General features: G+C 60.0%; 21 protein-coding genes, 2 tRNA genes and 1 pseudogene. 23 read left to right on the forward strand and 1 reads right to left on the reverse strand.

Annotation, left to right across the window (positions count from 1 at the left end):
* The 4 genes from A2G06_07795 to A2G06_07810 all read left to right on the forward strand — a co-directional run bounded on the left by A2G06_07795 (window position 1) and on the right by A2G06_07810 (window position 6,290).
* The gene (locus A2G06_07795) at window positions 1-1,389 is read left to right on the forward strand and encodes an N-acetylmuramoyl-L-alanine amidase (GenBank protein ID ANA40224.1); all 1,389 of its coding nucleotides are present in this window, start codon (window positions 1-3) and stop codon (window positions 1,387-1,389) included.
* Between the two features lie 40 nt (window positions 1,390-1,429).
* Complete coding sequence (locus tag A2G06_07800) at window positions 1,430-4,138, forward strand: bifunctional uridylyltransferase/uridylyl-removing protein (protein ANA40225.1); 2,709 nt, start codon at window positions 1,430-1,432, stop codon at window positions 4,136-4,138.
* Window positions 4,135-5,022, forward strand: coding sequence for a site-specific tyrosine recombinase XerD (locus A2G06_07805; GenBank protein ANA40226.1), 888 nt, complete (start codon window positions 4,135-4,137; stop codon window positions 5,020-5,022). Before A2G06_07800 ends, A2G06_07805 begins: the two co-directional genes overlap by 4 nt.
* A gap of 68 nt (window positions 5,023-5,090) precedes the next feature.
* Window positions 5,091-6,290 carry a phosphoglycerate mutase gene (locus tag A2G06_07810; protein ID ANA40227.1) on the forward strand — a complete coding sequence of 400 codons (1,200 nt, stop codon included), beginning with the start codon at window positions 5,091-5,093 and terminating at the stop codon, window positions 6,288-6,290.
* A 63-nt stretch (window positions 6,291-6,353) separates the two neighbouring features.
* Here the strand turns inward: A2G06_07810 and A2G06_07815 are convergent, their stop codons facing one another.
* Window positions 6,354-6,923: a hypothetical protein gene (locus A2G06_07815; protein ID ANA40228.1), complete on the reverse strand. Its 570-nt coding sequence runs from the start codon at window positions 6,921-6,923 to the stop codon at window positions 6,354-6,356.
* A gap of 165 nt (window positions 6,924-7,088) precedes the next feature.
* Here A2G06_07815 and A2G06_07820 point away from each other — a divergent pair, with 165 nt between their 5' ends.
* The 19 genes and pseudogenes from A2G06_07820 (at window position 7,089) to A2G06_07910 (ending at window position 23,270) form a co-directional block, all read left to right on the forward strand.
* Complete coding sequence (locus A2G06_07820; protein ANA40229.1) at window positions 7,089-8,450, forward strand: UDP-glucose 6-dehydrogenase; 1,362 nt, start codon at window positions 7,089-7,091, stop codon at window positions 8,448-8,450.
* Between the two features lie 8 nt (window positions 8,451-8,458).
* Entirely contained in the window at window positions 8,459-9,394 is a 936-nt protein-coding gene (locus tag A2G06_07825; GenBank protein ID ANA40230.1) for an NAD-dependent dehydratase, read from the forward strand.
* 16 nt (window positions 9,395-9,410) lie between these two features.
* Window positions 9,411-9,746, forward strand: a complete 336-nt coding sequence (locus A2G06_07830; GenBank protein ANA40231.1) for a septum formation initiator — start codon at window positions 9,411-9,413, stop codon at window positions 9,744-9,746.
* A 42-nt stretch (window positions 9,747-9,788) separates the two neighbouring features.
* A complete protein-coding gene (locus A2G06_07835; GenBank protein ANA40232.1) occupies window positions 9,789-9,947 on the forward strand; it encodes a hypothetical protein in 159 nt (52 codons plus the stop codon).
* A gap of 17 nt (window positions 9,948-9,964) precedes the next feature.
* Window positions 9,965-11,650, forward strand: coding sequence for an arginine--tRNA ligase (gene argS, locus A2G06_07840; GenBank protein ANA41630.1), 1,686 nt, complete (start codon window positions 9,965-9,967; stop codon window positions 11,648-11,650).
* Between the two features lie 14 nt (window positions 11,651-11,664).
* A pseudogene (locus tag A2G06_07845) lies at window positions 11,665-12,446 on the forward strand (SPOR domain-containing protein).
* Between the two features lie 62 nt (window positions 12,447-12,508).
* Window positions 12,509-12,585: transfer RNA gene (locus A2G06_07850), tRNA-Met, on the forward strand.
* Window positions 12,586-12,635: 50 nt separating this feature from the next.
* Window positions 12,636-12,712 (forward strand) — tRNA-Met (locus A2G06_07855).
* A 75-nt stretch (window positions 12,713-12,787) separates the two neighbouring features.
* On the forward strand, window positions 12,788-14,203 hold the full coding sequence (locus tag A2G06_07860) for a tRNA(Ile)-lysidine synthetase (protein ID ANA40233.1): 1,416 nt from the start codon (window positions 12,788-12,790) through the stop codon (window positions 14,201-14,203).
* 123 nt (window positions 14,204-14,326) lie between these two features.
* A complete protein-coding gene (locus A2G06_07865; GenBank protein ID ANA40234.1) occupies window positions 14,327-16,159 on the forward strand; it encodes a cell division protein FtsH in 1,833 nt (610 codons plus the stop codon).
* 32 nt (window positions 16,160-16,191) lie between these two features.
* On the forward strand, window positions 16,192-17,067 hold the full coding sequence (locus A2G06_07870; GenBank protein ANA41631.1) for a dihydropteroate synthase: 876 nt from the start codon (window positions 16,192-16,194) through the stop codon (window positions 17,065-17,067).
* Window positions 17,068-17,118: 51 nt separating this feature from the next.
* Window positions 17,119-17,904, forward strand: a complete 786-nt coding sequence (locus tag A2G06_07875) for a hypothetical protein (GenBank protein ID ANA40235.1) — start codon at window positions 17,119-17,121, stop codon at window positions 17,902-17,904.
* Complete coding sequence (locus A2G06_07880) at window positions 17,901-18,317, forward strand: hypothetical protein (protein ANA40236.1); 417 nt, start codon at window positions 17,901-17,903, stop codon at window positions 18,315-18,317. The genes A2G06_07875 and A2G06_07880 overlap by 4 nt, the downstream gene beginning before the upstream one ends.
* Window positions 18,318-18,321: 4 nt before the next feature.
* Complete coding sequence (glmM, locus tag A2G06_07885) at window positions 18,322-19,677, forward strand: phosphoglucosamine mutase (GenBank protein ANA40237.1); 1,356 nt, start codon at window positions 18,322-18,324, stop codon at window positions 19,675-19,677.
* Complete coding sequence (locus A2G06_07890; protein ANA40238.1) at window positions 19,678-20,397, forward strand: pyridoxine 5'-phosphate synthase; 720 nt, start codon at window positions 19,678-19,680, stop codon at window positions 20,395-20,397.
* Window positions 20,394-20,774, forward strand: coding sequence for a 4'-phosphopantetheinyl transferase (acpS, locus tag A2G06_07895; protein ANA40239.1), 381 nt, complete (start codon window positions 20,394-20,396; stop codon window positions 20,772-20,774). Before A2G06_07890 ends, acpS begins: the two co-directional genes overlap by 4 nt.
* Window positions 20,771-22,330 (forward strand): bifunctional ADP-dependent (S)-NAD(P)H-hydrate dehydratase/NAD(P)H-hydrate epimerase, encoded by a 1,560-nt coding sequence (locus tag A2G06_07900; protein ANA40240.1) that lies wholly within the window; start codon window positions 20,771-20,773, stop codon window positions 22,328-22,330. Before acpS ends, A2G06_07900 begins: the two co-directional genes overlap by 4 nt.
* A complete protein-coding gene (locus A2G06_07905) occupies window positions 22,330-22,779 on the forward strand; it encodes a hypothetical protein (GenBank protein ANA40241.1) in 450 nt (149 codons plus the stop codon). Before A2G06_07900 ends, A2G06_07905 begins: the two co-directional genes overlap by 1 nt.
* Window positions 22,780-22,784: 5 nt before the next feature.
* Window positions 22,785-23,270: a tRNA threonylcarbamoyladenosine biosynthesis protein TsaE gene (locus A2G06_07910; GenBank protein ANA40242.1), complete on the forward strand. Its 486-nt coding sequence runs from the start codon at window positions 22,785-22,787 to the stop codon at window positions 23,268-23,270.
* The last annotated feature ends 2 nt before the right edge of the window (window positions 23,271-23,272 follow it).

The raw sequence follows: 23,272 nt of genomic DNA on the forward strand, positions 1-23,272 counted from the left end.
GTGATGCGAAGCACGCTGACATATGGTTTTTTGTTGGTGCTGATGTCCTGGAGCCTGCTCTTTGTTGCGGATATTCACGCAAAGGAAGGGACCGCCTCGAAAAAGGGTACGGTCACCAAGGAGGCGGCACGAAAGAAGACTTCCGCGGCCAGGGTGACCACGACGAAAAAGACAGGGGGAGCTGAGACGCGAAAATCTGCCCCCGGCGGGGCCGGGACCGCCAAGCCCGCGGAGAGCAACGGCGCAGCGGCTGGCGAGGCACTGGCTTTGATAACAGATGTCCGCTACTGGTCGAACCCCGATTACACGCGGGTCGTCATAACACTGGACCGGGAGGTGCGGTTTGAATCCAACCAGATCAAGCAGCACGTGTCCGACGCGAATCCTTCCCGTATCTACATCGACCTGAACGCTTCGCGCCTCGGTCCCGGCGTGAAGGATCTCTCGGTCGGCGACGGCTTGCTGAAGACCGCCCGGGTGGGTCAGTACCGCGCTGATGTGGTACGAGTGGTGCTCGATGTCGAGAATGTGAAGGATTACAAGGTATTCCCCCTATCGGATCCCTTCCGGATCATCATTGACGTGAAGGGGGTGCGTCCCCTGGAGATCAGCCGTCTCACGGAGCAAATCCAGCCGGCCCCGGCAGTGGCGGCCGAGCCGAAGAAGATCGAGCCGAGGGAAGATAAGCCCCGTGCGGGAGCACGGTTCAAACCGGGCAAAATCAGGCGCATTGTGGTGGATCCCGGCCACGGCGGCCACGACCCGGGCGCTGTGGGCGCCCATGGTACCCAGGAGAAGAACGTAGTGCTGGCCATCGGGCTCAACCTGGCGGAAAAACTCCGTGACGAGCTCGGGATTGATGTGGTCATGACCCGTTCCACCGACGTCTTCATCCCCCTGGAGGAGCGAACTGCCATCGCCAACAAGGTGAACGCCGACCTCTTTGTGTCCATTCATGCCAATGCCTCGCTCAATCGCGGCGCATCGGGCATCGAGACCTACTATCTCAACCTGGCCAAGACCGAGAAGGCCGCGCAACTGGCGGCCCGCGAGAACGGCACGTCCTTGGAAAAGGTAAGTCTCCTCCAGGCGATCCTCTTCGACCTCATGGCCAACTACAAGCTCAACGACTCAGCTCATCTGGCCGAGGAGGTCCAGAAGGCTCTCTACCGCAAGCTCCAGGGACATTATCCGTCCACCAAAAACCTGGGGGTCAAGCAGGGGCCGTTCTACGTGCTGGTGGGTGCCACCATGCCGAGCATCCTGGTGGAAACAGCATTCATCAGCAACGAGGCCGAAGAAGAGCGCCTCAGGGATTCCTCTTATCAGGAACGAGCCGCCGAAGGCGTCCTGGAGGGAATCAAGGCATACATTTCCAGCCTCAAGTAAGCGGCAGTCGGAACACGCACCCTATATTCATCGAGGTGATATGCAATTCGACATTGACCGATACTTCCCCGACACCTTCCAGGAGAGCGGCGACGCCGGCCGGGCATCCTTTGAGGAAAAACGACCGCTCTACCTTGCCGCCAGCAAGCACTTCCTCACCCATTACCGCGAGGAGATCAAGGCCATCCACCGTGGCGGGGCGGCCGGCACGACGGTGGTGAAGCATATCACCGCCATGACCGATACCCTCATCCGCAAGCTTTTCAGGAGCATCACGCGGGACGTGGCCCAGCCGGGACGGGGCCGCGAGCACCTGACGCTCACGGCCATTGGCGGCTATGGGCGCGGCGAACTGAATCCCCATTCGGACATCGACCTGATGTTCCTCTATGGCGGCAAGGATGCCGCGCGGGTGGAGGATATCGCTCAGAAGCTCCTCTATTTCCTGTGGGACATGCGCCTGGATGTGGGATACTCCGTCCGCACGCTGCAGGATTGCGTGGACATGGCCAGCTCGGATCTGACCGTGCGGACGGCACTTCTGGACTCCCGGGTGCTGGCGGGTAGCCGGGTTTTTTTCCGCGAGTTCGAGAAGGTGATGCTGACCCAGATCCTGGCAAAGAAGAGTGATTCGTTCATCCGGGACAAGGTGGCGGAACTGCGTAAGCGGAGGGAGAAATACGGCTCATCGGTCTATCTCCTGGAACCCAACGTGAAGGAGAGCGAAGGGGGCCTGCGGGATCTTCATACGGCCCTGTGGGTCATGAAGATCAAGTACAAGGTGAAGGACCCCAAGGAACTGGTGGTGAAGGGGGTTCTGTCCGAGGATGAGCTGGCCTCCTACCATGAGGCGCTCTCCTATCTCTGGCGCGTCAGGAACGAGCTCCATTTTCTCGCAGGCCGCAAGAACGACCAGCTCACCTTTGAGGCTCAGACGGAACTCGCAGCGTTTTTCGGCTACGAGGATTCGGCGCGCACCCTCGCCGTCGAAGAGTTCATGCGTGATTACTACCTGCACGCCAATCGGGTTGAACACCTGGCCTCATCACTCATTGCCCGCTGCATGAGGAAGGAGGAAGGGGCCTTCAGGATTCTGGGGTACTTTACTCGCCGTCCCATTGGTGACGGGTTTTACATTCTCAAGGGGGAGCTTGTCATCCCCGATGAATCGGTAGTCGAGAAAGAGCCTGCCCGGCTCATGAAGATCTTCGAGTATGCCCAGAAGCACGGCGTGGAAATCAGCGTTGGCGTCAAGTCGCTGATACGGAAGAATCTCCATCTGGTCAATGACAAGTTCCGGCGCAGCCGGGAGGTGAACCAGTCGTTCTTCGCCATCCTCCGCAGTGACAAGGGGGTGCCCGAAACGCTCCGCCTGATGCATCATCTTGAGTTCCTCAACCACTTCATTCCCGAATTCGGCCACATTTACTGCAAGGTCCAGCACGATCTCTACCATATCTACACGGTCGACATGCATTCGCTCTTTGCGGTGGAAGAGATCGTCAAGCTGCTGCGGGGCGAGCACGAAAAGGATCTGCCACTGCTTACCTCGCTGGTGCGCCAGGTAGACAAGCGGGAGCTGCTCCTTCTCGCGGTTCTGTTCCACGATATCGGCAAGGGCGAGGGTGGCGGCCACGCGGAAAAGGGTGCGGCCATGATGCCCACCATTGCCCGGCGCATGGGGCTCTCAAAGGAGGACAGCGGGCGCCTGGAGTTTCTTGTGCGGCAGCATCTGCTCTTCGCTCACATTGCCCAGCGTCGCGACCTCCACGACGAGAAGATGATCGTCCAATTTGCCCGCCAGATGGAAAAGAGCGAAAACCTGAAGATGCTCTACCTGCTGACCTATGCCGACATCAGGGCGGTGGGCACGGATGTCTGGACGGAATGGAAGGCGAGGCTCCTTCAGGAGTTGTACGAGAAAGCCTTTAACGTCCTCGAACGGGGCGATTTCAGGCTTGAAGCGCACAGCGAGCGGGTAAAGAAGGTCAAGCGGAAGGTGGTCGAGCTTCTGGGCGACGAGTATCCCGCCGCCGCGGTCAGGGAAGAGCTGCGCGCCATGACCATCCGCCATATTTTGTCCAATCCTGCGCCCGTCATTGCCGAGCACGTGAAGATCCTCCATGCCCTGGAACCGGGCGGCGTCCTCACGCAGGTGACGCACGTGCAGGAAGGCGGTTATTCGACCTATTCCATCTGCACCTGGGACATCCCCGGCCTGTTTTCCATGATTACCGGGGTCATGGCAGCCAATGGCATCAATATCCTCGGGGCCCAGATACACACCAGCTCCAACGGTAAAGTCCTCGATATCCTTCAGGTCAATTCGCCGCAGGGGTTCATCATAACCGAGGAGCGCCGCTGGAACCGGGTCGATGGAGACCTGCGCCAGATTCTGACCGGAAAGATCCGGGTGGCTTCCCTGGTGGCCAAACGCCAGAGGCCGACGCTTCTGACGGAGCGGCCCAAGCCCCGCTTTCCCTCGCGGGTTGATATCGACAACGAGGTGTCGTCGGACTACACCGTCATCGATGTCTATACCCACGACAAGATCGGGCTGCTTTACCGGATGACGAGCACGCTCACGGACCTGGGTCTCTACATCGGCATTGCCAAGATCTCCACCAAGGTGGACCAGGTGGCGGACGTCTTTTACGTGAAGGATATCTTCGGCCACAAGATCACCAGTGCCGAGCGGCTGGAGGAGATCAGGGAAAAACTCCTGGCCGCGGTTGAGTTGGCTGAATGAACCAGCACCTGGACCTTTTTCTTGGCTATCTGGTGGTCGAGAAGGGGCTTGCCCGCAATTCGGTGGAGTCCTATGCCAGGGACCTGAACCGTTATCTGGCTTATGTCGAGCAGCACGCGGGAGCTGATCCTGCCGCTGTCCGCCCGCTTCATGTGGCGGATTTCCTGGCGCACCTCAAGGAGTCGGGACTCGGCGCCAGGAGCCGCGCCCGCGCCCTGTCCGCAGTACGGATGTTTCACCGCTTCCTGCTGGTGGAAGGATATGCCGAAACCAATCCCACCAGCATCATCGAGGCGCCCCGCGTTCTGGCCAAGCTGCCCCAGGTCCTGACCGGCCGGGAGGTGGAGATGCTTCTGGCCGCGCCGGCCGGCAATGCCCCCATCGAGGTGCGGGACCGAGCCATGCTGGAGCTGCTCTACGCGACGGGCCTCCGGGTTTCCGAACTGGTGGGTCTGCGCACGAGGGATGTGAACACCTCGGCCGGTTACCTCATGGCCGTGGGCAAAGGGGGGAAGGAACGGCTGGTCCCCATGGGCGAGGCGGCCTGTGCCGCCGTAGCGCTCTATCTTTCCTCGGCCAGGACGCAACTGGGCCGGGGCGGGGAGAGCCTCTTTCTTTTCCTCAGCAGGCTCGGTGAACGGATGACTCGTCAGGCTTTTTGGAATATACTAAAGAAACGCTCAAGGCAGGCCGGCATTCTGAAGGGAATTTCGCCCCACACGCTCAGGCACTCGTTCGCCACCCATCTGCTCGAAAACGGAGCGGACCTGCGGAGCGTGCAAGCCATGCTCGGCCATGCGGATCTCTCAACAACCCAGATTTATACCCATGTTACCCGCGAGCGGCTGAAGCGTCTGCACGAGCAATTTCACCCGCGCGGCTGAAATGCCGGTCAGGGTGTGGAGATGGTAACGTGAAGTGAAATCCTGATCCTGTGATGAAAGGAACTGACATGAAGTACATTGTGTTACTCGGAGATGGCATGTCCGACGAGCCGATGCCGGAACTGGGCGGGAAAACGCCGCTCCAGGCGGCACGGACTCCCCATATGGATGCCATGGCACGCCGGGGCAAAATCGGCCTCGCCCGTACCGTGCCAAAGGGGTATCCCCCGGGCAGCGATGTGGCTAACCTTTCGGTGTTCGGCTATGACCCCCGCGCCTGCTACACCGGGCGTTCGCCCCTGGAAGCGGCCAGCATGGGCGTGGAACTGGGCCCCGCCGACGTTGCTTTTCGCGTGAATCTGGTGAACCTGGCGCCGACCCGCGGTACGCTCGTCATGAATGATTATTCGGCCGGCCACATTTCCACGGCCGAGGGCCGGGAGCTCATCGAGGCGATCCAGGACGTAATGGGCACGGAGGAATTCCAGTTTTATCCCGGGGTCGGCTACCGTCATCTCATGGTCTGGCGCAATGGGAAGAGCGGCATGACCGTGGTTCCTCCTCACGATATTTCCGGGCAGAGCATCCTCGAGCACCTGCCAAAGGGGGAGGGGGCGGATCGGCTGATAGAGCTCATGAACTCCTCGCAGCTCGTGCTCAACAATCATCCCCAGTACCGGCGCCGGCTCGAAGAGGGAAAGGTTCCCGCAAACTCCATCTGGCTCTGGGGGCATGGCAAGGCGCCCCGGATGGCGTCTTTCCGCGAAAAGTTCGGCCTTGCCGGCGCCGTCATTTCCGCGGTGGACCTGGTGCGCGGCATCGGCGTGTGCGCCGGTCTGGACGTGATCAAGGTTGAAGGGGCCACCGGCTATATCGATACCAATTACGAGGGAAAGGTAGCTGCCGCACTTGAGGCGCTTGAAGCACACGATTACGTCTACCTCCACGTGGAAGCCCCGGACGAGGCGGGCCACTGCGGCAACCTGGAGCACAAGCTGAAGGCCATCGAAGATTTCGATGCCCGGGTCGTGGGTCCCATCATGGCGGGCATGGAGAAGTTCGGATCGTACCGAATCCTCTGCACGCCGGATCACCCGACGCCGTTGCGGCTCAAGACCCACACCGATGCTCCGGTGCCGTTCATCCTCTTCAGCGGCGAAACCTCGGAGAACGCCGGCGTGGCCGGCTACGACGAAGAGTCGGCGCGATCAGCCGGCCTGATGGTCGAGGACGGGTTCAGGCTCATGGAGATGATGCTGGGCCGATAGGGGGGACACGGATGGGGCGGTCGCAAAGACCGCCCCATCTTGATTCGACGCGGGAGAGGGTGCTCACCACCTGCGGTAGACGGGACCGAGCGGGCGGTGCCAGTAAGGGCCGGGCCAGAATCCGTACCAGTAGGGATCGTAGTAGTAATAGGGCGCCGGCGTCGGATAGGGATATCCACTCTCGTAGTCCTGGCTCTTCCAGACATGGATCTCCTTGATGGCAACCACCGGGTAGCTGTAGTCCACTTCGTCAAGGGGCTGCACCTTTTTGCCCTTGATCTCTCCCACCAGGGTCACCAGACGCCCCGGTTTGAAGATCACCGCATCGAGGAACTGTGCGGAGATGGCCAGAAATCGTCCTTCCGAGCGGAAGGTGTCGCCGGGAATGCCGCTTTCGTCGAGACCGACCTGCATTACCTCGATTTGTCCTCCATCCCTGCTGTTTTTCGTATCGACTATGACCCCGCCAAGCATGACGAATTTCCCCAGAAAGGCGTCTGGATTCGCCTTCAGTCCCGCAAAGGTTACGGTCGGATCCACCAGGCGCCGTGCCTCGTCGCTGAGAACCCGCGTGCATGCCGCCAGGACGGCACAGGCAAGGACCATCATCACCAACCGGAACGATCTGTTCATGATCGGCCTCCTTTCTCCTGCTCTGACCATAATGGTAGCCGAACATGGGTAAAAGTCCACGACGGTCCCCGCCCCCGTGACACTGCCTGGGTACGGAAATCTCTGGCAGTGACCGGGGTTTCCGTGCTATAAAAATCTGCTGATGTTTCCGTCTGGAGGGCGTTCATGAAAATCTGCGTCATTGGCACCGGCTATGTGGGGCTCGTTGCCGGAACCTGCTTTGCCGAAAGCGGCAATACCGTTGTCTGCGTGGATGTAAATGAAGAGAAAATAGCCGGCCTCCGGGAGGGTGTCATTCCCATCTACGAGCCGGGGCTCAAGGAGATGGTGATCCGCAACAGCGCAGAGGGGCGGCTTACCTTCACCACCGATCTCGCCGCTGCGGTGAAGGCGTCTCTGGTGAACTTCATAGCAGTGGGCACCCCGCCAGGTGAAGACGGCTCCGCCGACCTCAAGTACGTGCTCGACGTGGCTCGCGCCATCGGGAGCCACATGGAGGGGTTCAAGATCATCGTCGACAAGTCCACCGTCCCGGTCGGCACGGCGGACCAGGTGCGGCGCGTCGTACAGGAGGAGCTGACCCGCCGCGGCGTCAACTATGAGTTCGACGTGGTGTCCAATCCCGAGTTTCTCAAGGAGGGAGCGGCCATTGACGACTTCATGAAGCCCGACCGTGTCGTCATCGGCGTTGACAACGTGCGGACCGCCGAGCTGATGAAGGAGCTCTACTCCCCCTTCATGCGCAAGACCGACCGCATGATCCTGATGGACGTGCGTAGTGCCGAGATGACCAAGTATGCCGCCAATGCCATGCTCGCTACGCGAATTTCCTTCATGAATCAGATTGCCAACCTCTGCGAACGGATGGGTGCCGATGTCTCCGCGGTCCGGGAAGGTATCGGGTCAGATTCGCGCATTGGCTACGATTTTCTGTATCCCGGCGCGGGCTACGGCGGATCATGCTTTCCCAAGGACGTGAAGGCCCTGGTTCGGACCGCGGAGGAGTGCGGCTATGATTTCATGCTTCTCAAGGCGGTTGAGGAGGTGAATGAGCGGCAAAAGATGCTCATCCCCGAGAAGATCCTCCGGCACTTTTCCGGAGATGGGGCGGGAGCGTCACGTCCTCTCGCCGGCAAGACCATTGCCGTGTGGGGTCTGTCATTCAAGCCGCGTACCGACGACATGCGCGAGGCGCCTTCGATTGTCGTGATCGAGCGGCTGCTGGCGGAGGGTGCCTCGGTCCGCGCCCATGACCCCGAGGCGGTCAGGGAGGCGCAAAAAATTTTCGGTGATCGCATCCTCTACAGCAGTTCCAGTCCCTACGACATCCTTGCCGGTGCCGATGCACTCGCCATCGTTACCGAGTGGAACGAGTATCGCAACCCCGATTTCGAACGGATCGCCGAACAGCTCAAAACGCCGGTCATTTTTGATGGGCGCAATCTTTACAATCCGCACCGCCTGAAGGAAATGGGCTTCGTTTACCACGGAATCGGCCGCAACGGCTCCGGCTTCGTGGAGAAATAGAGCGATTGATGCGCATCCTGGTAACCGGCGGCGCCGGATTCATCGGTTCTCATCTGTGCGAACTGCTTCTGGGGCAGGGGCACGACGTGCTCTGCCTCGACAACTTTTTCACCGGATCGAAACGCAATATCGACCGGCTGATGGATTTTCATCGTTTCGAGGTCATCCGTCACGATATCATCGAGCCGATCCTGCTGGAAGTGGACCGGATTTACAACCTGGCGTGCCCTGCGTCGCCCGTTCACTACCAGTACAATCCGGTTAAGACCATCAAGACCAGCGTGATGGGAACCATCAACATGCTGGGGCTTGCCAAGCGCGTCAGGGCGCGCATCCTCCAGGCATCCACTTCGGAGGTTTATGGCGATCCCACGGTTCATCCCCAGCCCGAAACCTACTGGGGAAACGTGAACCCCATCGGCATCCGGAGCTGTTACGACGAGGGAAAGCGGGTGGCGGAAACCCTCATGATAGACTACCACCGCCAGAACGGGGTCGACATCCGGATCGCCCGCATCTTCAATACCTATGGCCCGCGCATGGCAGAACACGATGGGCGAGTGGTTTCCAATTTCGTGGTGCAGGCCCTCCGGGGAGAAGACCTCACCGTGTACGGCGACGGCAGCCAGACCCGCTCATTCTGCTACGTGGACGACCTGCTGGACGGGCTCGTGACGCTCATGGAGCATGATCAGTTCTGTGGGCCCGTAAATCTTGGAAACCCGGAAGAGACACCCATTATCGAGTTTGCCCGGCGGATCATCGCGATGACCGGTTCGTCCTCGCAGATCATCTATCGGCCGCTCCCTTCCGACGATCCTCGCCAGCGTCAGCCCGACATCACCCTGGCCCGGACGATCCTTGGCTGGGAGCCTCGCGTATCCCTTGACGAGGGGCTTGCACAAACCATCGAGTACTTTGCCGGCCTGACCCCGACCGGATAGCAGTACGGAGGAAATCATGCGGAAGCGGATGTATCTCATCCCGACCGGGTGCATACTCTTTATCCTGTATTTCACCGTGTTTGGTGAACGGGGATTGTTGCGGATCTATCATCTGAGCAACGAAAGGGATCAGATTCGCCAAAAGGTCGGTGTCGTCCGTGACGAGAACGAAAAGCTCAAAAGAGAGATCGAGGCTCTCAAATCCGACAGGCGATACCTCGAAAGCATCGCACGCAAGGATTTCGGCCTCGTGAGACCGAACGAAATAGTGTACCAGTTTCCCGCCGCGGCCGACAGGCCCGATGCCAAGCCCCAGCAGCCGGTATCCACTGCTGTTGGCGCGAAGCATTAGGCTTTTCGGCTCTTAGCACGTTTCCGGTTCAGGAGTGTCAACATGAGTACCACGCGAAAACAATCCTGCGCGGTCTGCGCCTGGCGGGCTAATTGCGCCAAAAAATTCTGCGTCACCGACGGCGGAGCCCGTTGTCCCGATTTTTCGAGAGACGTCTCCATCAAGGACGTGGAAGAAGAGCCCAATGAGGAGACGAAATGAATCAGATGGAAGGTTCCATGAAAGATGCGGTCAGGGATCTGGTGCGCGAGGCGCTTGAGCGCTCTTTCGCGGACGGCACCCTCGCCTCGGGCCACGTGCCCGATATTGTGGTTGAAAAGCCGGCCCTCGAAGAGCACGGAGATTTCGCATGCACCGCAGCCATGCTCATGGCCAAGGCGGAAAAAAAGGCGCCGCGGGCAATAGCCGAGAGTATCATCTCCCACCTGAACGATCAGGAGTCCCTGGTCGAGTCGGTTGACATTGCCGGCCCCGGTTTCATCAATTTCAGAATGCGCACCAGTGCCTGGTGCCGGGTACTTCGCAGAATCGAACACGAAGGCGGGGACTACGGCAAAAGCGGGACCGGCGCAGGGAAGAACGTGCAGGTGGAGTTCGTCAGCGCCAATCCCACCGGGCCTCTGCATATCGGGCACGGTCGCGGCGCTGCCATCGGCGACACCATCTGCCGTCTCCTTGCCGCAATCGGCTGGAATGTGACCCGCGAGTTCTACTACAACGATGCCGGCCAGCAGATCGCCAACCTGGCGCTGTCGGTACAGGCCCGCTGCCTCGGTGTCGAGCCGGGAGATCCCTCGTGGCCCACTGACGGCTACCAGGGCGAGTATATCAAGGACGTGGCCCGCTCCTACCTGAACCGCGAGACCGTCGATGCCGGCGACCAGCACGTGACAGCGGCCGGAGACCCCCACGACATGGAGGCGATCCGCCGCTTTGCCGTCGCGTATCTGCGGCGGGAGCAGGACCAGGATCTGCGGGCATTCGACGTGGGATTCGACGTCTACTTTCTCGAATCGAGCCTCTATGCCGAGGGGCGGGTTGACGACGTGGTGCAGCGCATCGTTGCCAAGGGCCATGCCTATGAGCAGGACGGAGCTCTCTGGCTGAGGACCACCGAGTTCGGCGACGACAAGGACCGGGTCATGCGCAAGTCGGACGGCAGCTACACCTACTTCGTGCCCGACGTGGCCTACCATCTCAACAAGTGGGAACGGGGATTCGTCCGGGTCGTCAACGAGCAGGGTGCCGACCACCACAGTACCATTACCCGGGTGAGGGCGGGGCTCCAGGCTCTTGACGCGGGGATCCCCACGGGTTGGCCCGAGTACGTTCTCCACCAGATGGTCACGGTCATGCGTGGCGGCGAAGAGGTGAAGATCTCCAAGCGGGCCGGAAGCTATGTTACCCTGCGCGATCTCATCGACGAGGTGGGCCGTGACGCCACGCGGTTCTTCTTCCTCATGCGCAAGCCCGATTCACAGTTGGTGTTCGATATCGATCTGGCCAAGCAGCAGACCCTCGAAAATCCCGTTTACTATGTGCAGTATGCCCATGCGCGCATCTGCAGCATCTTCGAAAACGCGGCCGACAAGGGGATCGTCCCGCCGTCCGTTGATCGGGCCAGCTTGGAAAGCCTGGGGACTCCCGAGGAACTGGCACTCGTGAAGCTGCTGAGCTCGTTTCCCGAGATCGTGGAAGGAAGCGCGCTCAATTTCGAACCCCACCGGATTACCTACTACCTGCAGGAACTGGCCGGTGCTTTCCATTCGTTCTATAACAAGAACCGGGTCATTACCGAAGATGCAGACCTGACCGGCGCGCGCCTGCTTCTGCTGCACAGCACGGCAACCGTGATCAGAAACGGCCTCGGGCTTCTGGGTGTGTCTGCTCCCGAGAAGATGTAGCGGAGCGCGGTCAGATGGTTCTTGATTATCGCGAACGAAAGACGGTCAGTAAAAACCGTCCCAAATCAAAGCCGATAGGACTCCTCGCGTGTGCCTTCCTGCTCGTGGCACTGATTTCCTTTGCCCTCGGCGTGCTGGTCGATCGTTTTCTTCTCCCCCCCCGGGACGTGCAGATGGAAGCGCCGTCGACACCTCTTCGGAATGCGGATACGCCGAAGGCTCCCTCTGCCCAGGCCCAGCCCGGTGAAGGAAATCCCCCTGTGGTGTCCACTCCTCCCCGCCCGGCGGGAGAGCCTTCGCTTACGTTCTACGAGACGCTGCCCAAGGGAGGAAAGGCCATTCTGGGGAGCGGCATCAACCTTAGGAAGGATGAGGCGCCACCGAAGAGTCCTGCGGTATCCCCTGCGGCCAAGGAACAGGGGGGAGGAGCCCAGAAGCCCACGCCCAATCCTCCCGAAGCAAGGGAGGGGAAGCGCGGCGCAACGACGAGCCGTCACCCGCAGTGGGTGCCTCGGCCAAGAACACCGCACCTGAAGCAATGGCTCAGCCGTCTCAGCCGGCATCTGCGGCGAAGGAGACCTATTCTGTTCAGGTTGCCTCTTCCAAGGAGCGCAAGGATGCTGACGCAATCAGGGCCAAGCTTGCTGAGAAGGGATATTCGGCCTATGTCACCGAATCGACCATTTCCGGCAAGGGTACCTGGTATCGCGTCAGAGTGGGCCGGAAGCTGGACCAGTCCGCCGCAAGCAATCTTGCCGAGATGCTTGGCAAGGGAGCGATTCTGGTGCCGGAATGATTAAAGTTAAAATTTGCGATTGACAGCCTTGGATCAGCTGTGGTACATATTGGTTCTCACGACGCGGGGTGGAGCAGTCTGGTAGCTCGTCGGGCTCATAACCCGAAGGTCAGAGGTTCAAATCCTCTCCCCGCAACCAAACAAACAAAGGCGAATCGCTTGCTGGCGGTTCGCCTTTTACTACCATAAGGCGGTGTAGCTCAGCTGGTTAGAGCATACGGCTCATATCCGTAGTGTCCGGGGTTCAAGTCCCTGCACCGCCACCATTAACGATAACCCCTCCGGCTTGGAGGGGTTTTTTGTTTTGTGTTCACGTTCAGGTTTGACGCGAGATTCGGTTTATGAAAGCACTATCCCCGGTTGATGCGGCTTTGAAAAAAGTACGTGCGTTTATCGCTGAACACGGGATGTTCCGTCCGGGCGACAGGGTTGTCGTGGCCGTATCGGGCGGCGCCGACTCGGTTGCACTGCTGGATATCCTCACCGCCCTCAAGGAGTTGCGGCTTGAGTTGGTTGTCGCACACCTGAACCATGAGCTGCGCGGAGCAGAATCTGACGAGGATGAGCGGTTCGCAGGGCAATGCGCTCAGGCATACGCCCTGCCGTTCGTGAGCCGGGGCGAGCAGGTAAAGGCGATGGCCGAGCGGGAACGACTGTCCCTTGAAGATGCTGGACGCCGGGCGAGGTATGCATTTTTTGATGACGTTGCTGCTGCTTGGGGAGCCCGAACCGTTGCTCTGGCCCACCATGCGGATGACCAGGCGGAAACGCTGCTCATGCGGCTCGTTAGAGGGGCGGGGGGGCCGGGGTTGTCTGCCATGCGCCCCGTCAGGGCTGGCGGGAACTATGTGAGACCCCTCCTTGTGCTTGACCGGCAGGAAATCGAAGCCTATCTCGATGAACGGGGACTGGCGTTCCGCCAGGATCGAACCAACACCGACGTGGCCTTTCTGCGTAACCGTATCCGGCACGAACTCGTTCCCTATCTCGATCGACTGAACCCGGGCGCCGCTTCCCGGCTTGCCAGAACAGCCGAATTGCTTGCCGATGACGAAGCGTTGCTGGGCCAGCTTGTCGAAGAGGCATCGGCGCGGCATGTTAACGTGACGGAGCAGGGTGGCGCGATCTGCGCCGTCGACGCCCTGCGCCGGGAGCCGCGCGGGCTTCGGCGCAGGCTGTACCGCAAGGCGATCGCGCTGGCCAAGGGTGATCTCGCGCGGATAGGCTTTGACCATGTGGATGCGATAGATCGTCTCGTGTTGTCAGAGAATCCATCCGGCCGGCTCCATCTGCCGGAAGAAACCCTGGTAACCCGCTCCTACGACGAGATTACCTTTGTCCGGAGAACGACTGACATCCCTCCGCTTCAGGATCTGCGAATCGGCGGCCCCGGCTGCTGGCCGCTGTCCGGCGGAGGGGAGCTCGTTGTCGAAATTGCCACGGATCCTCTGCCGTGGGGTGAGCTTCCTGCTACCGAGTCCTGGTTCGATCTGGAGCAGGCCCCGTTTCCCTGGCTTGTCCGTGGATGGAGGCCCGGCGACCGCATGACTCCCCTCGGTATGGCAGGAGAGAAGAAGGTTAAGGACATCTTTATCGACGCAAAGGTGCCCCGCGAACTCCGCCAAAGTGTCCCGCTCGTGTTCAGTGGAGATTCCCTGCTCTGGATCTGTGGTTGTCGTCGTGGAGAACCGGCGAGGATAACAGCCGGCAGTCGAGCGATGGTCGTTGCGCGGATACGCGGCAGGCGCCTGAAGTGACCTGAAATCGCTTGTCAACCCGTTCCTTCTATGATAGCTTTTTTCAATTAGTGGTCTGAAACCAGCAACCATCAGCGTTCGTGGGCGTTCGTGCACTGCCCGAACCACATCACGGAGGTACCCTTGAACCAGTTCTACAAGAACCTTGCACTCTGGCTCGTCATAAGCCTTATGATGATCCTCCTCTTCAACCTCTTCAACAAGCCGCGCACCACCCAGGAACGGCTCGGCTACAGCGACTTCATTGCCGCAGTTGATGCGGGGAAGGTCAGCACGGTTACGGTCCAGGGGAACGAGATCATCGGCAAGTTTTCCGACGGCAAGGAGTTCCGCAGCTACAAGCCGACTGATGCCATGCTCTCCGAAAAGCTTCTGGAGAAGAAGATCAACATCTCCGCCAAGCCCGAGGAGGAGAAAGTTTCCTGGTTCTCCATCTTCATCTCTTGGTTCCCGCTTCTTTTTCTGGTGGGGGTCTGGATTTTCTTCATGCGCCAGATGCAGGGGGGGGGCGGCAAGGCCATGGCGTTCGGCAAGAGCCGCGCCAAGCTCCTGACTGAAGCCCAGGGGCGCGTTACCTTCGAAGATGTGGCCGGCGTTGACGAAGCAAAGGAAGAGCTGGAGGAAATCATCCAGTTCCTGAAGGATCCCAAGAAATTCACCAAGCTTGGAGGCCGCATCCCCAAAGGCGTTCTGCTCGTGGGGCCTCCCGGTACGGGCAAGACGCTCCTTGCCCGGGCCGTTGCCGGCGAGGCGGGAGTTCCCTTCTTCTCCATTTCGGGTTCCGACTTTGTGGAAATGTTCGTGGGGGTCGGTGCGAGCCGGGTCCGCGATCTTTTCGTCCAGGGAAAGAAGAATGCGCCCTGCATCATCTTCATTGACGAGATCGATGCGGTCGGACGCCATCGGGGTGCGGGACTCGGCGGCGGCCATGACGAGCGGGAACAGACACTGAACCAGTTGCTGGTCGAGATGGACGGCTTCGAATCCAATGAAGGGGTCATTCTCATTGCGGCCACAAACCGGCCCGATGTCCTCGATCCGGCACTCCTGCGTCCGGGCCGGTTCGACCGCCAGGTTGTCGTTCCCCAGCCCGACGTGAAGGGGCGGGAGATGATCCTGAAGGTCCACACCAAAAAGACTCCGCTTGCTTCCGATGTGGACCTGGGAGTAATCGCCCGCGGCACGCCCGGATTCTCGGGGGCGGATCTGTCCAACGTGGTGAACGAGGCTGCTCTGCTGGCAGCGCGTAAGGACAAGAACTCCGTCGAGATGAAGGACTTCGACGACGCCAAGGACAAAGTCCTCATGGGTGTCGAACGGCGTAGCATGGTGATTTCGGAGGAAGAGAAGAAAAATACCGCATATCATGAAGCGGGCCACACCCTCGTTGCCAAGCTGATCCCCGGCACCGATCCGGTGCACAAGGTATCCATTATCCCGCGTGGACGGGCGCTTGGCGTGACCATGCAGCTTCCCATAGAGGACAAGCACAGCTACAATAAGGAATCGCTCCTGAACCGGATCGCGGTGCTCATGGGAGGCAGGGCAGCCGAAGAGATCATCTTCAATGAGCTTACCACGGGCGCCGGCAACGACATTGAACGGGCAACCGAGATCGCACGCAAGATGGTGTGCGAGTGGGGCATGAGTGAGAAGATGGGGCCGGTCACCTTTGGCAAAAAAGAGGAGTCGATCTTCCTGGGCCGCGACATGTCCATGCACAAGAACTACAGTGAAGCGACGGCGGTGGAAATCGACGAGGAAATTCGCAAAATCATCGACGGCAGCTACTCGCGGGTCAAGCATCTCCTGAACGAGAATCTGAGCGTGCTCCACTGCCTGGCAACGCAGCTTATCGAGAAAGAGAACCTGACCGGCGACGAAGTCGACCGGATCATCAAGGAAGACTGCTCGGCCAGCCGTGTCGCCGCCGAAGAGACCCCCGTGGCTCCATGACTTCGTCGACTGCCCAATGCTCCGGAAGCTCGATCTGTGCGGAGCACCCCGCCTGGCGGCACAATGCCGGGGTATGGCGGCTTAGCAGCCGGTGCATTGATCTTACATCCCGTCCTTGTATCATGGGGGTCCTTAACGTGACCCCCGATTCATTTTCTGACGGTAATTGTTATCTGGACCCCGCTGCGGCGGAAAACCGGGCTCTTGCCATGGTGGCCGAAGGAGCGGACATCATCGATATCGGTGGCGAAAGCACCCGCCCGGGTGCACCGTCGGTCAGCGAAGCCGAAGAGATGCACCGGGTGGTACCTCTTGTGGAACGCCTTGCCGCAAAACTGCCGGTTCCTCTTTCCATCGATACCTATAAGGCTGCCGTGGCCCGCGAGGCTCTTGCCGCCGGTGCAGAGGTCATCAACGATATCAGTGGCATGGCCTTTGATCCGAACATGGCGGCTATCGTGGCCGAGGCACGGGCGGGACTCGTGGTCATGCACACACGCGGCACTCCGGTGATTATGCAGCGTGACACGGCCTATGACGATCTGATTGCGGAAGTGCTCGCATCGCTGCGCTACTCTCTGGGCCGCGCACAGGCGGCGGGGATCCCCGATGAGCAGATCGTAGTGGATCCGGGCATCGGTTTCGGCAAAAGCGTTGACGGGAATCTGGAAATCCTCCGGCGTCTTGCTGAGTTTGCCAGCCTTGGGCGGCCCATCCTCGTCGGTACTTCCCGCAAGTCGTTCATAGGCTCCGTTCTTGACAGGGAAGTAGCAGATCGCCTGTTCGGGACCGCCGCTACGGTGGCGGTGGCCGTGGCAAACGGCGCCTCCATACTGAGAGTTCACGATGTTCGGGCCATGCGGGATGTGGCCCTGATGACCCGGGCGATTCTTGCCCCGCAACGCTGATCACACCCCTTTTGCCGTACTGATTCAGCCCACCCTTGTCAGGTGACGACGATGACCGAGCCACTCCAGATCTTCGGTTGGCGCGACGCAATCGATATCGCGATTGTGGCTTGGATCATTTATCGTCTGATCATCATGCTCAGGGGACGGGTCGCCTACCGTCTTCTGCTTGTCCTGGCCTTTCTCGCAGCGCTGTACTCCCTGTCGCGGCTCGCGGGATTCGAGGCGTTCCACTGGATCGTCGGATCCCTGTTCAGCTCACTGATTCTTATTCTCGTCATCCTCTTCCAGCATGACATCCGGAGGGCGTTGATGACACACGGCAAGCACCGTCACCCCCTCACGGAAGACCGGGACGAACAGGGTGAGCGGGATCACGCCTCCCTGATCATCGGTGAATTGATCGCCGCCGCCACATCGCTTTCTTCCCGCCGGATAGGAGCCCTGATCGTCATCGAACGCGAAATGGGTGTCATGAGTCATGTTGAAACCGGCACTGAAGTGGATGCCAAGATTACCAGCGAAATTCTTACATCCATTTTTCTTCCCTATTCTCCTATTCACGACGGCGCCGTGGTCATCCGGCGCGGCAAGCTGATGCGGGCCGGGTGTTTTCTGCCCCTTTCCCAGGACCCGACCATCAACAAAAACCTGGGGACCCGCCACCGGGCCGCTCTTGGTCTCACGGAATTGGTGGACTGTGTTGTCCTGGTTGTTTCCGAGGAGACGGGAACCATCTCCGTGACCGTTGGGGGAAGAATCCTTCCGGTCAGCGATGCCGTGAGCCTGCGCAAAGTTCTCAAAAAGCTCCTCGAACCCAGGTGGCTGACGGAATGAACGCGACAGACCTTGCCAAAAACTGGGATGTAAAGCTCCTCTCACTGGTCCTCGCCGTCAGCCTCTGGCTCGGCGTGGCCGGTGGGAAGGAGGGGGAGCTGGTCATGCGGATCCCCCTTGAGCTTCGCAACGTTGCCACCGGCTATACCGTGGCGGATAAAGGCCCCGGAGAGTTGGTCGTCACCCTCAGCGGGCCGAGTATTCTTTTGTTGAAGCTCCGTGGCGAAAAGATTATCATGCCGCTCGACATGACGGGGGTCGGGGCGGGGACCGTCCTGTTCACCGGTTTCGAGGCCCGCCTGTCTGTTCCTTCCAAGGTCCGGGTGACGCGAGTATATCCGGCCGAAATATCGGTCAGGGTGGAGCAGTTACCCGCACGGACTGAATCCCCCAAGACACATGAAAGCAGGTGAAGCGATGAAGAAGTTATTCGGAACGGACGGTGTCCGCGGTGTTGCCAATGTCTACCCGATGACCACGGAAATGGCCATGCAGATCGGCCGGGCTGCGGCCTACCTGTTCAAGGACGGTAACCGCCGTCATCGTATCGTGATCGGCAAAGACACGCGCCTGTCCGGTTACATGCTGGAAAATGCCCTGGTGGCCGGTATCTGTTCCATGGGTGTCGATGTCCTTGTGGTGGGCCCTCTCCCCACGCCGGGCATTGCAAACATCACCTCGTCCATGCGGGCCGATGCAGGGGTTGTCATTTCCGCTTCGCACAACCCCTTTCAGGATAACGGCATCAAGTTCTTTTCCCGCGACGGGTTCAAATTGCCCGATGAAATGGAGCTCAAGATCGAGGATCTCATTTTTTCCGGGAAGATCGACTCGCTCCGTCCTGTGGCCACCGAGGTGGGCAAGGCCTACCGGATCGATGACGCGGTGGGGCGGTACGTGGTGTTTCTGAAGAACAGCTTTCCCAAGGACCTCGATCTTGCCGGGATGAAGATTGTCCTCGACTGCGCCAATGGCGCGGCCTACAAGGTGGCGCCGGCCGTTCTTGGGGAGCTGGGAGCCGAGGTCATCCCTTACGGCGTCAAGCCTAACGGAACCAACATCAATGCCGGTTGCGGCTCCCTCTATCCGCAGGTCATCAGCGAAGCGGTCAAAGAGCACCGGGCAGACCTCGGCATTGCCCTTGACGGTGATGCCGACCGGGTCATCTTCGTGGACGAGTTCGGCAACGAAGTGGACGGAGATCACATCATGGCCATCTGCGCCACCCAGATGCTGAAACAGAAAAAGCTGCGCAAGAACACCCTGGTGGCAACGGTCATGAGCAACATGGGACTCGATATCGCGGTGAAGCGGGCAGGCGGAAAAGTAGTCAAGACCGCGGTTGGAGATCGCTACGTGGTGGAGGAAATGATCAAGGGGGGGTACAATCTTGGAGGAGAGCAGTCGGGGCACATGATTTTCCTCGACCACAACACCACGGGCGACGGTGTCCTGTCGGCCCTCCAGGTGCTGGCCACCATGCGCCGGGCCGACAAGAGCCTCTCCGAACTGGCGGAGGTGATGATCCCGTTGCCCCAGGTGCTGGTCAACGTGCGGGTCAAGGAGAAGAAGGACATAACAACTATTCCGGAAGTGGCGCTGCTTATCGGAGATATAGAGAAAAAGCTCGGCGACGAGGGACGCATCCTTATCCGCTATTCGGGTACCGAACCGCTGTTGCGCATCATGCTCGAGGGCCAGGACAAATATCAGATAACCGGGTGGGCAAAGGAAATTGCCGATCTGGTCGAGAAGAAGATCGGAGGAAAGTAGGTGGCAAAGCTCGGAGTCAACATTGATCATGTGGCAACAATCCGCCAGGCCCGGGGCGGCGTTGAGCCCGACCCGGTGGCGGCCGCCGCCATTGCCGAGTTCGCCGGTGCCGACGGGATAACGGTGCACCTGCGCGAGGACCGGCGGCATATCCAGGACCGGGACCTGCGTCTGCTCCGTCAGACCGTTAAGACGAAGCTCAATCTGGAAATGGCTGCCACCGACGAGATGGTGGGTATAGCGTTGTCGGTCAAACCCGACATGTGCACCCTGGTGCCGGAGCGACGCCAGGAGCTCACCACCGAGGGGGGGCTCGATGTGAGAGTCGGCATGCAGTCGCTTGCCGATGCCATTGGACGCCTTCAGGACGGCGGCATTGCAGTGAGTTTGTTCATTGATCCCGATGCGGATCAGGTCAAGGCATCCAGCAAGGTGGGGGCCGACTACATCGAAATCCACACCGGAACTTTTGCCGAGGCACGGGAGTGGAAAAAGGAGCAGGCCGAACTTGAGCGTATCGAAAACGCCATCAGGCTCGGCACAAAGCTCGGGCTCGGCATCAATGCCGGGCATGGCCTCAATTACACCAATATTCGCAAAGTCGCAGCCCTCGGAGGTATCGAGGAGTTCAACATCGGGCATTCCATAATCTCGCGCGCCGTGTTTGCCGGGCTCGACCGTGCCGTGCGGGATATGGTGGACCTCGTCAAGTACGCATGATTTTCGGTACCGGCATCGATATCGTCGACATTACCCGTTTCGACCGCCTGGTCGAAGAGGGGAACGTGCGTCTCTTCGAGCGGCTCTTTACGCCTCATGAAATGGAGTACTGTGCCGGCAAGGCCCGGAGCGCCCAGCACTATGCCCTGCGGTTCGCGGCCAAGGAGGCGTTTCTCAAGGCCTGCGGTCTCGGCCTGCGCGAAGGGATGACCTGGCATGACGTGGAGGTCGTCAATGACGCCCTCGGCAAGCCCGAGCTCAAGCTCCACGGCAAGGCCCTGAAGCTGGCCACCGACCTGAGCCTCAGTCGTACTTTCGTTTCCCTTTCCCACGACGGAGCGTACGCCGTCGCCCTGGTTGTGCTGGAGCGGCCATGAAGGTGGTGAGCGGCGAAACCATGCAGCGGATGGACCGTCGCACCATCGACGAGTTCGGCATCCCCGGCCTTGTCCTCATGGAAAACGCTGGCCGCGGATGCGCCGATGCCATCAGGGAGATGTTCGGTCGCAACGGCTGCATGCCGGTCCTGGTGGTCGCGGGCAAGGGTAACAATGGCGGCGACGGCTATGTGATCGCCCGACTGCTTGCTGGGGAAGGGTGGCCGGTGCATACGGCTGTGCTGGCCCGTAAGGACGAAATTGGCGGTGATGCCCGCGAGAACCTGGAGCGCCTCGACCCGTCGACGGTTTCTTACCTCCCTGCTGGGGAAAGCCTTTCGTCCCTTATGACCAGGCTCGACGCTGCGGCACTGGTGGTGGATGCCCTGTTGGGGACTGGGCTGAAGAACGATGTGCAGGGCGTGTATGCCGAAGCGATCAGGTGCATCGCAGCTTCAGCTCGGCCGGTTGTCTCGGTCGACATCCCGTCGGGCATAGACGCCGCAACGGGCAAGGTGCTCGGGGTTGCTGTCACGGCCAATCTGACGGTAACCTTTGCCCTTGCAAAATATGGCCACGTTCTCTATCCGGGGGCACTGCACTGCGGCCGGCTGAAAATTGTCGATATCGGTATTCCGGAGTCAGTCGCCCGGGAAGCGGACGGCGTTCTCTACGTTGACGCGGCTGAGGCGGCAGCAGTGGTTACGCGGCGGGACCCATGCTCCCACAAGGGGAGCTTCGGGCACAGCCTCGTTATAGCCGGGTCCATCGGGAAGACGGGAGCCGCGGCAATGGCCGCGAACAGCGCCGTTCGAAGCGGAGCAGGCCTCGTTTCACTGGCAGTGCCGGCGAGCCTTAATGCCATTCTCGAGGTGAAGACCACCGAGGCCATGACAATCCCGCTGGCTGACGGCGGGACCGGTTTCCTCGGCAATGAGTCACTCGTTCCGCTCAGGGCGGCGATTCAAGGCCGGGATGCGGTAGCCCTTGGTCCCGGCCTGTCGTGGCAGCCCGCCACTGCCGCCCTTGTTCGGCACCTGCTGGCTGATATCACGGCGCCCCTCGTCCTCGACGCCGATGCCCTCAATGCCCTTTCCGAGCAGACCGATCTCTTAAAGGGAACGCGCCCCGACACCGTTGTCCTCACGCCCCATCCCGGGGAGATGGCGCGCCTTGCGGGAACCACCACTGCGGCGGTCGAAGCGGACCGTATCGGCGTTGCTCGCGACTTTGCCGCACGGTTCGGCGTCTATCTCATTCTCAAGGGAGCACGGTCCGTAATCGCGTCGCCCGACGGTCGCATGGCCCTCAACGGCAGCGGCAATCCGGGCATGGCCTCGGGGGGGATGGGGGATGTGCTCACCGGTGTTGTCACGGCACTGCTTGGACAGGGGTATGAACCATTCGCCGCCTGTACACTGGGCGCTTTCGTTCACGGTCATGCCGCCGACCTGGTTGCTGCGGACAAGGGCGAGACAGGCATGTCCGCTCTCGATGTCCAGGAGCGGCTTCCCCATGCATTCAATTCACTGATCCGTTTGAAGGGAGAACAATGATGAAGACTGTGCGCGACATAATGACAACAAACGTTGTTACAGCCAGGCGTGAGACCACCATACGGGAGCTTGCCGAGCTTTTTTCGAAGTACCGGATCGGGAGCATCCCCGTTGTCGACGAAGCGGGCAACCTGGCGGGCATCGTCACCGAGTCCGACCTGATCGAGCAGGACAAAAGCCTGCACATTCCGACGGTCATATCGCTCTTCGATTGGGTCATCTATCTGGAAAGTGCCAAGAAATTCGAGCGGGAGATCCAGAAGGTAACCGGCCAGACCGCCGGAGATATCTATACCGCCGAGGTTGAGAGCGTAACGCCGGAGACACCGGTGAGCACGGTCGCCGACATCATGGCCAACAAAAAGCTTCACACGCTTCCGGTGGTTGAAGGGACGAAGCTTGTGGGAATCGTTTCCCGCATCGATCTCATCAGGACCATGGTGGGGTAGGACGCGTGGCGTTTCACATCACTTCGCGGTGCGAGAAAGAGACCGAGCGTCTCGGGGAACTGCTGGGCAGAGAACTGTCAGCCGGGGCATTCGTTGCCCTGGCCGGAGAGCTGGGTAGCGGGAAAACCCGGTTTGCCCGCGGAGTGGCACGTGGGATCGGCGTTGCCGAAACAACTCCCATCACCAGCCCGACCTTTACCATCCTCAACGAATACCGAGGGCGCGTTCCCCTCTATCATTTCGATCTGTACCGACTGGCCGGCGTCGACGATGCGGCGGCTCTCGGCTTCGACGAATACTTTCATGGAACAGGTGTTTGTCTCGTGGAATGGGCCGAGCGTCTGGGTGATGGTCTGCCCGTGGAGCGGATTGACATTACCTTTCGGCATGGGGATGAAACCACCCGTCTCCTGGAGTTCGTCCCTCACGGCATAACCTATGAAGCTTTATTAAAAAAATGTTTTGACCGCTGGTCTGATTCCTGCTATTAAGT

This window comes from Geobacter anodireducens, from assembly GCA_001628815.1.
Classification (GTDB): Bacteria; Desulfobacterota; Desulfuromonadia; order Geobacterales; family Geobacteraceae; genus Geobacter; species Geobacter anodireducens.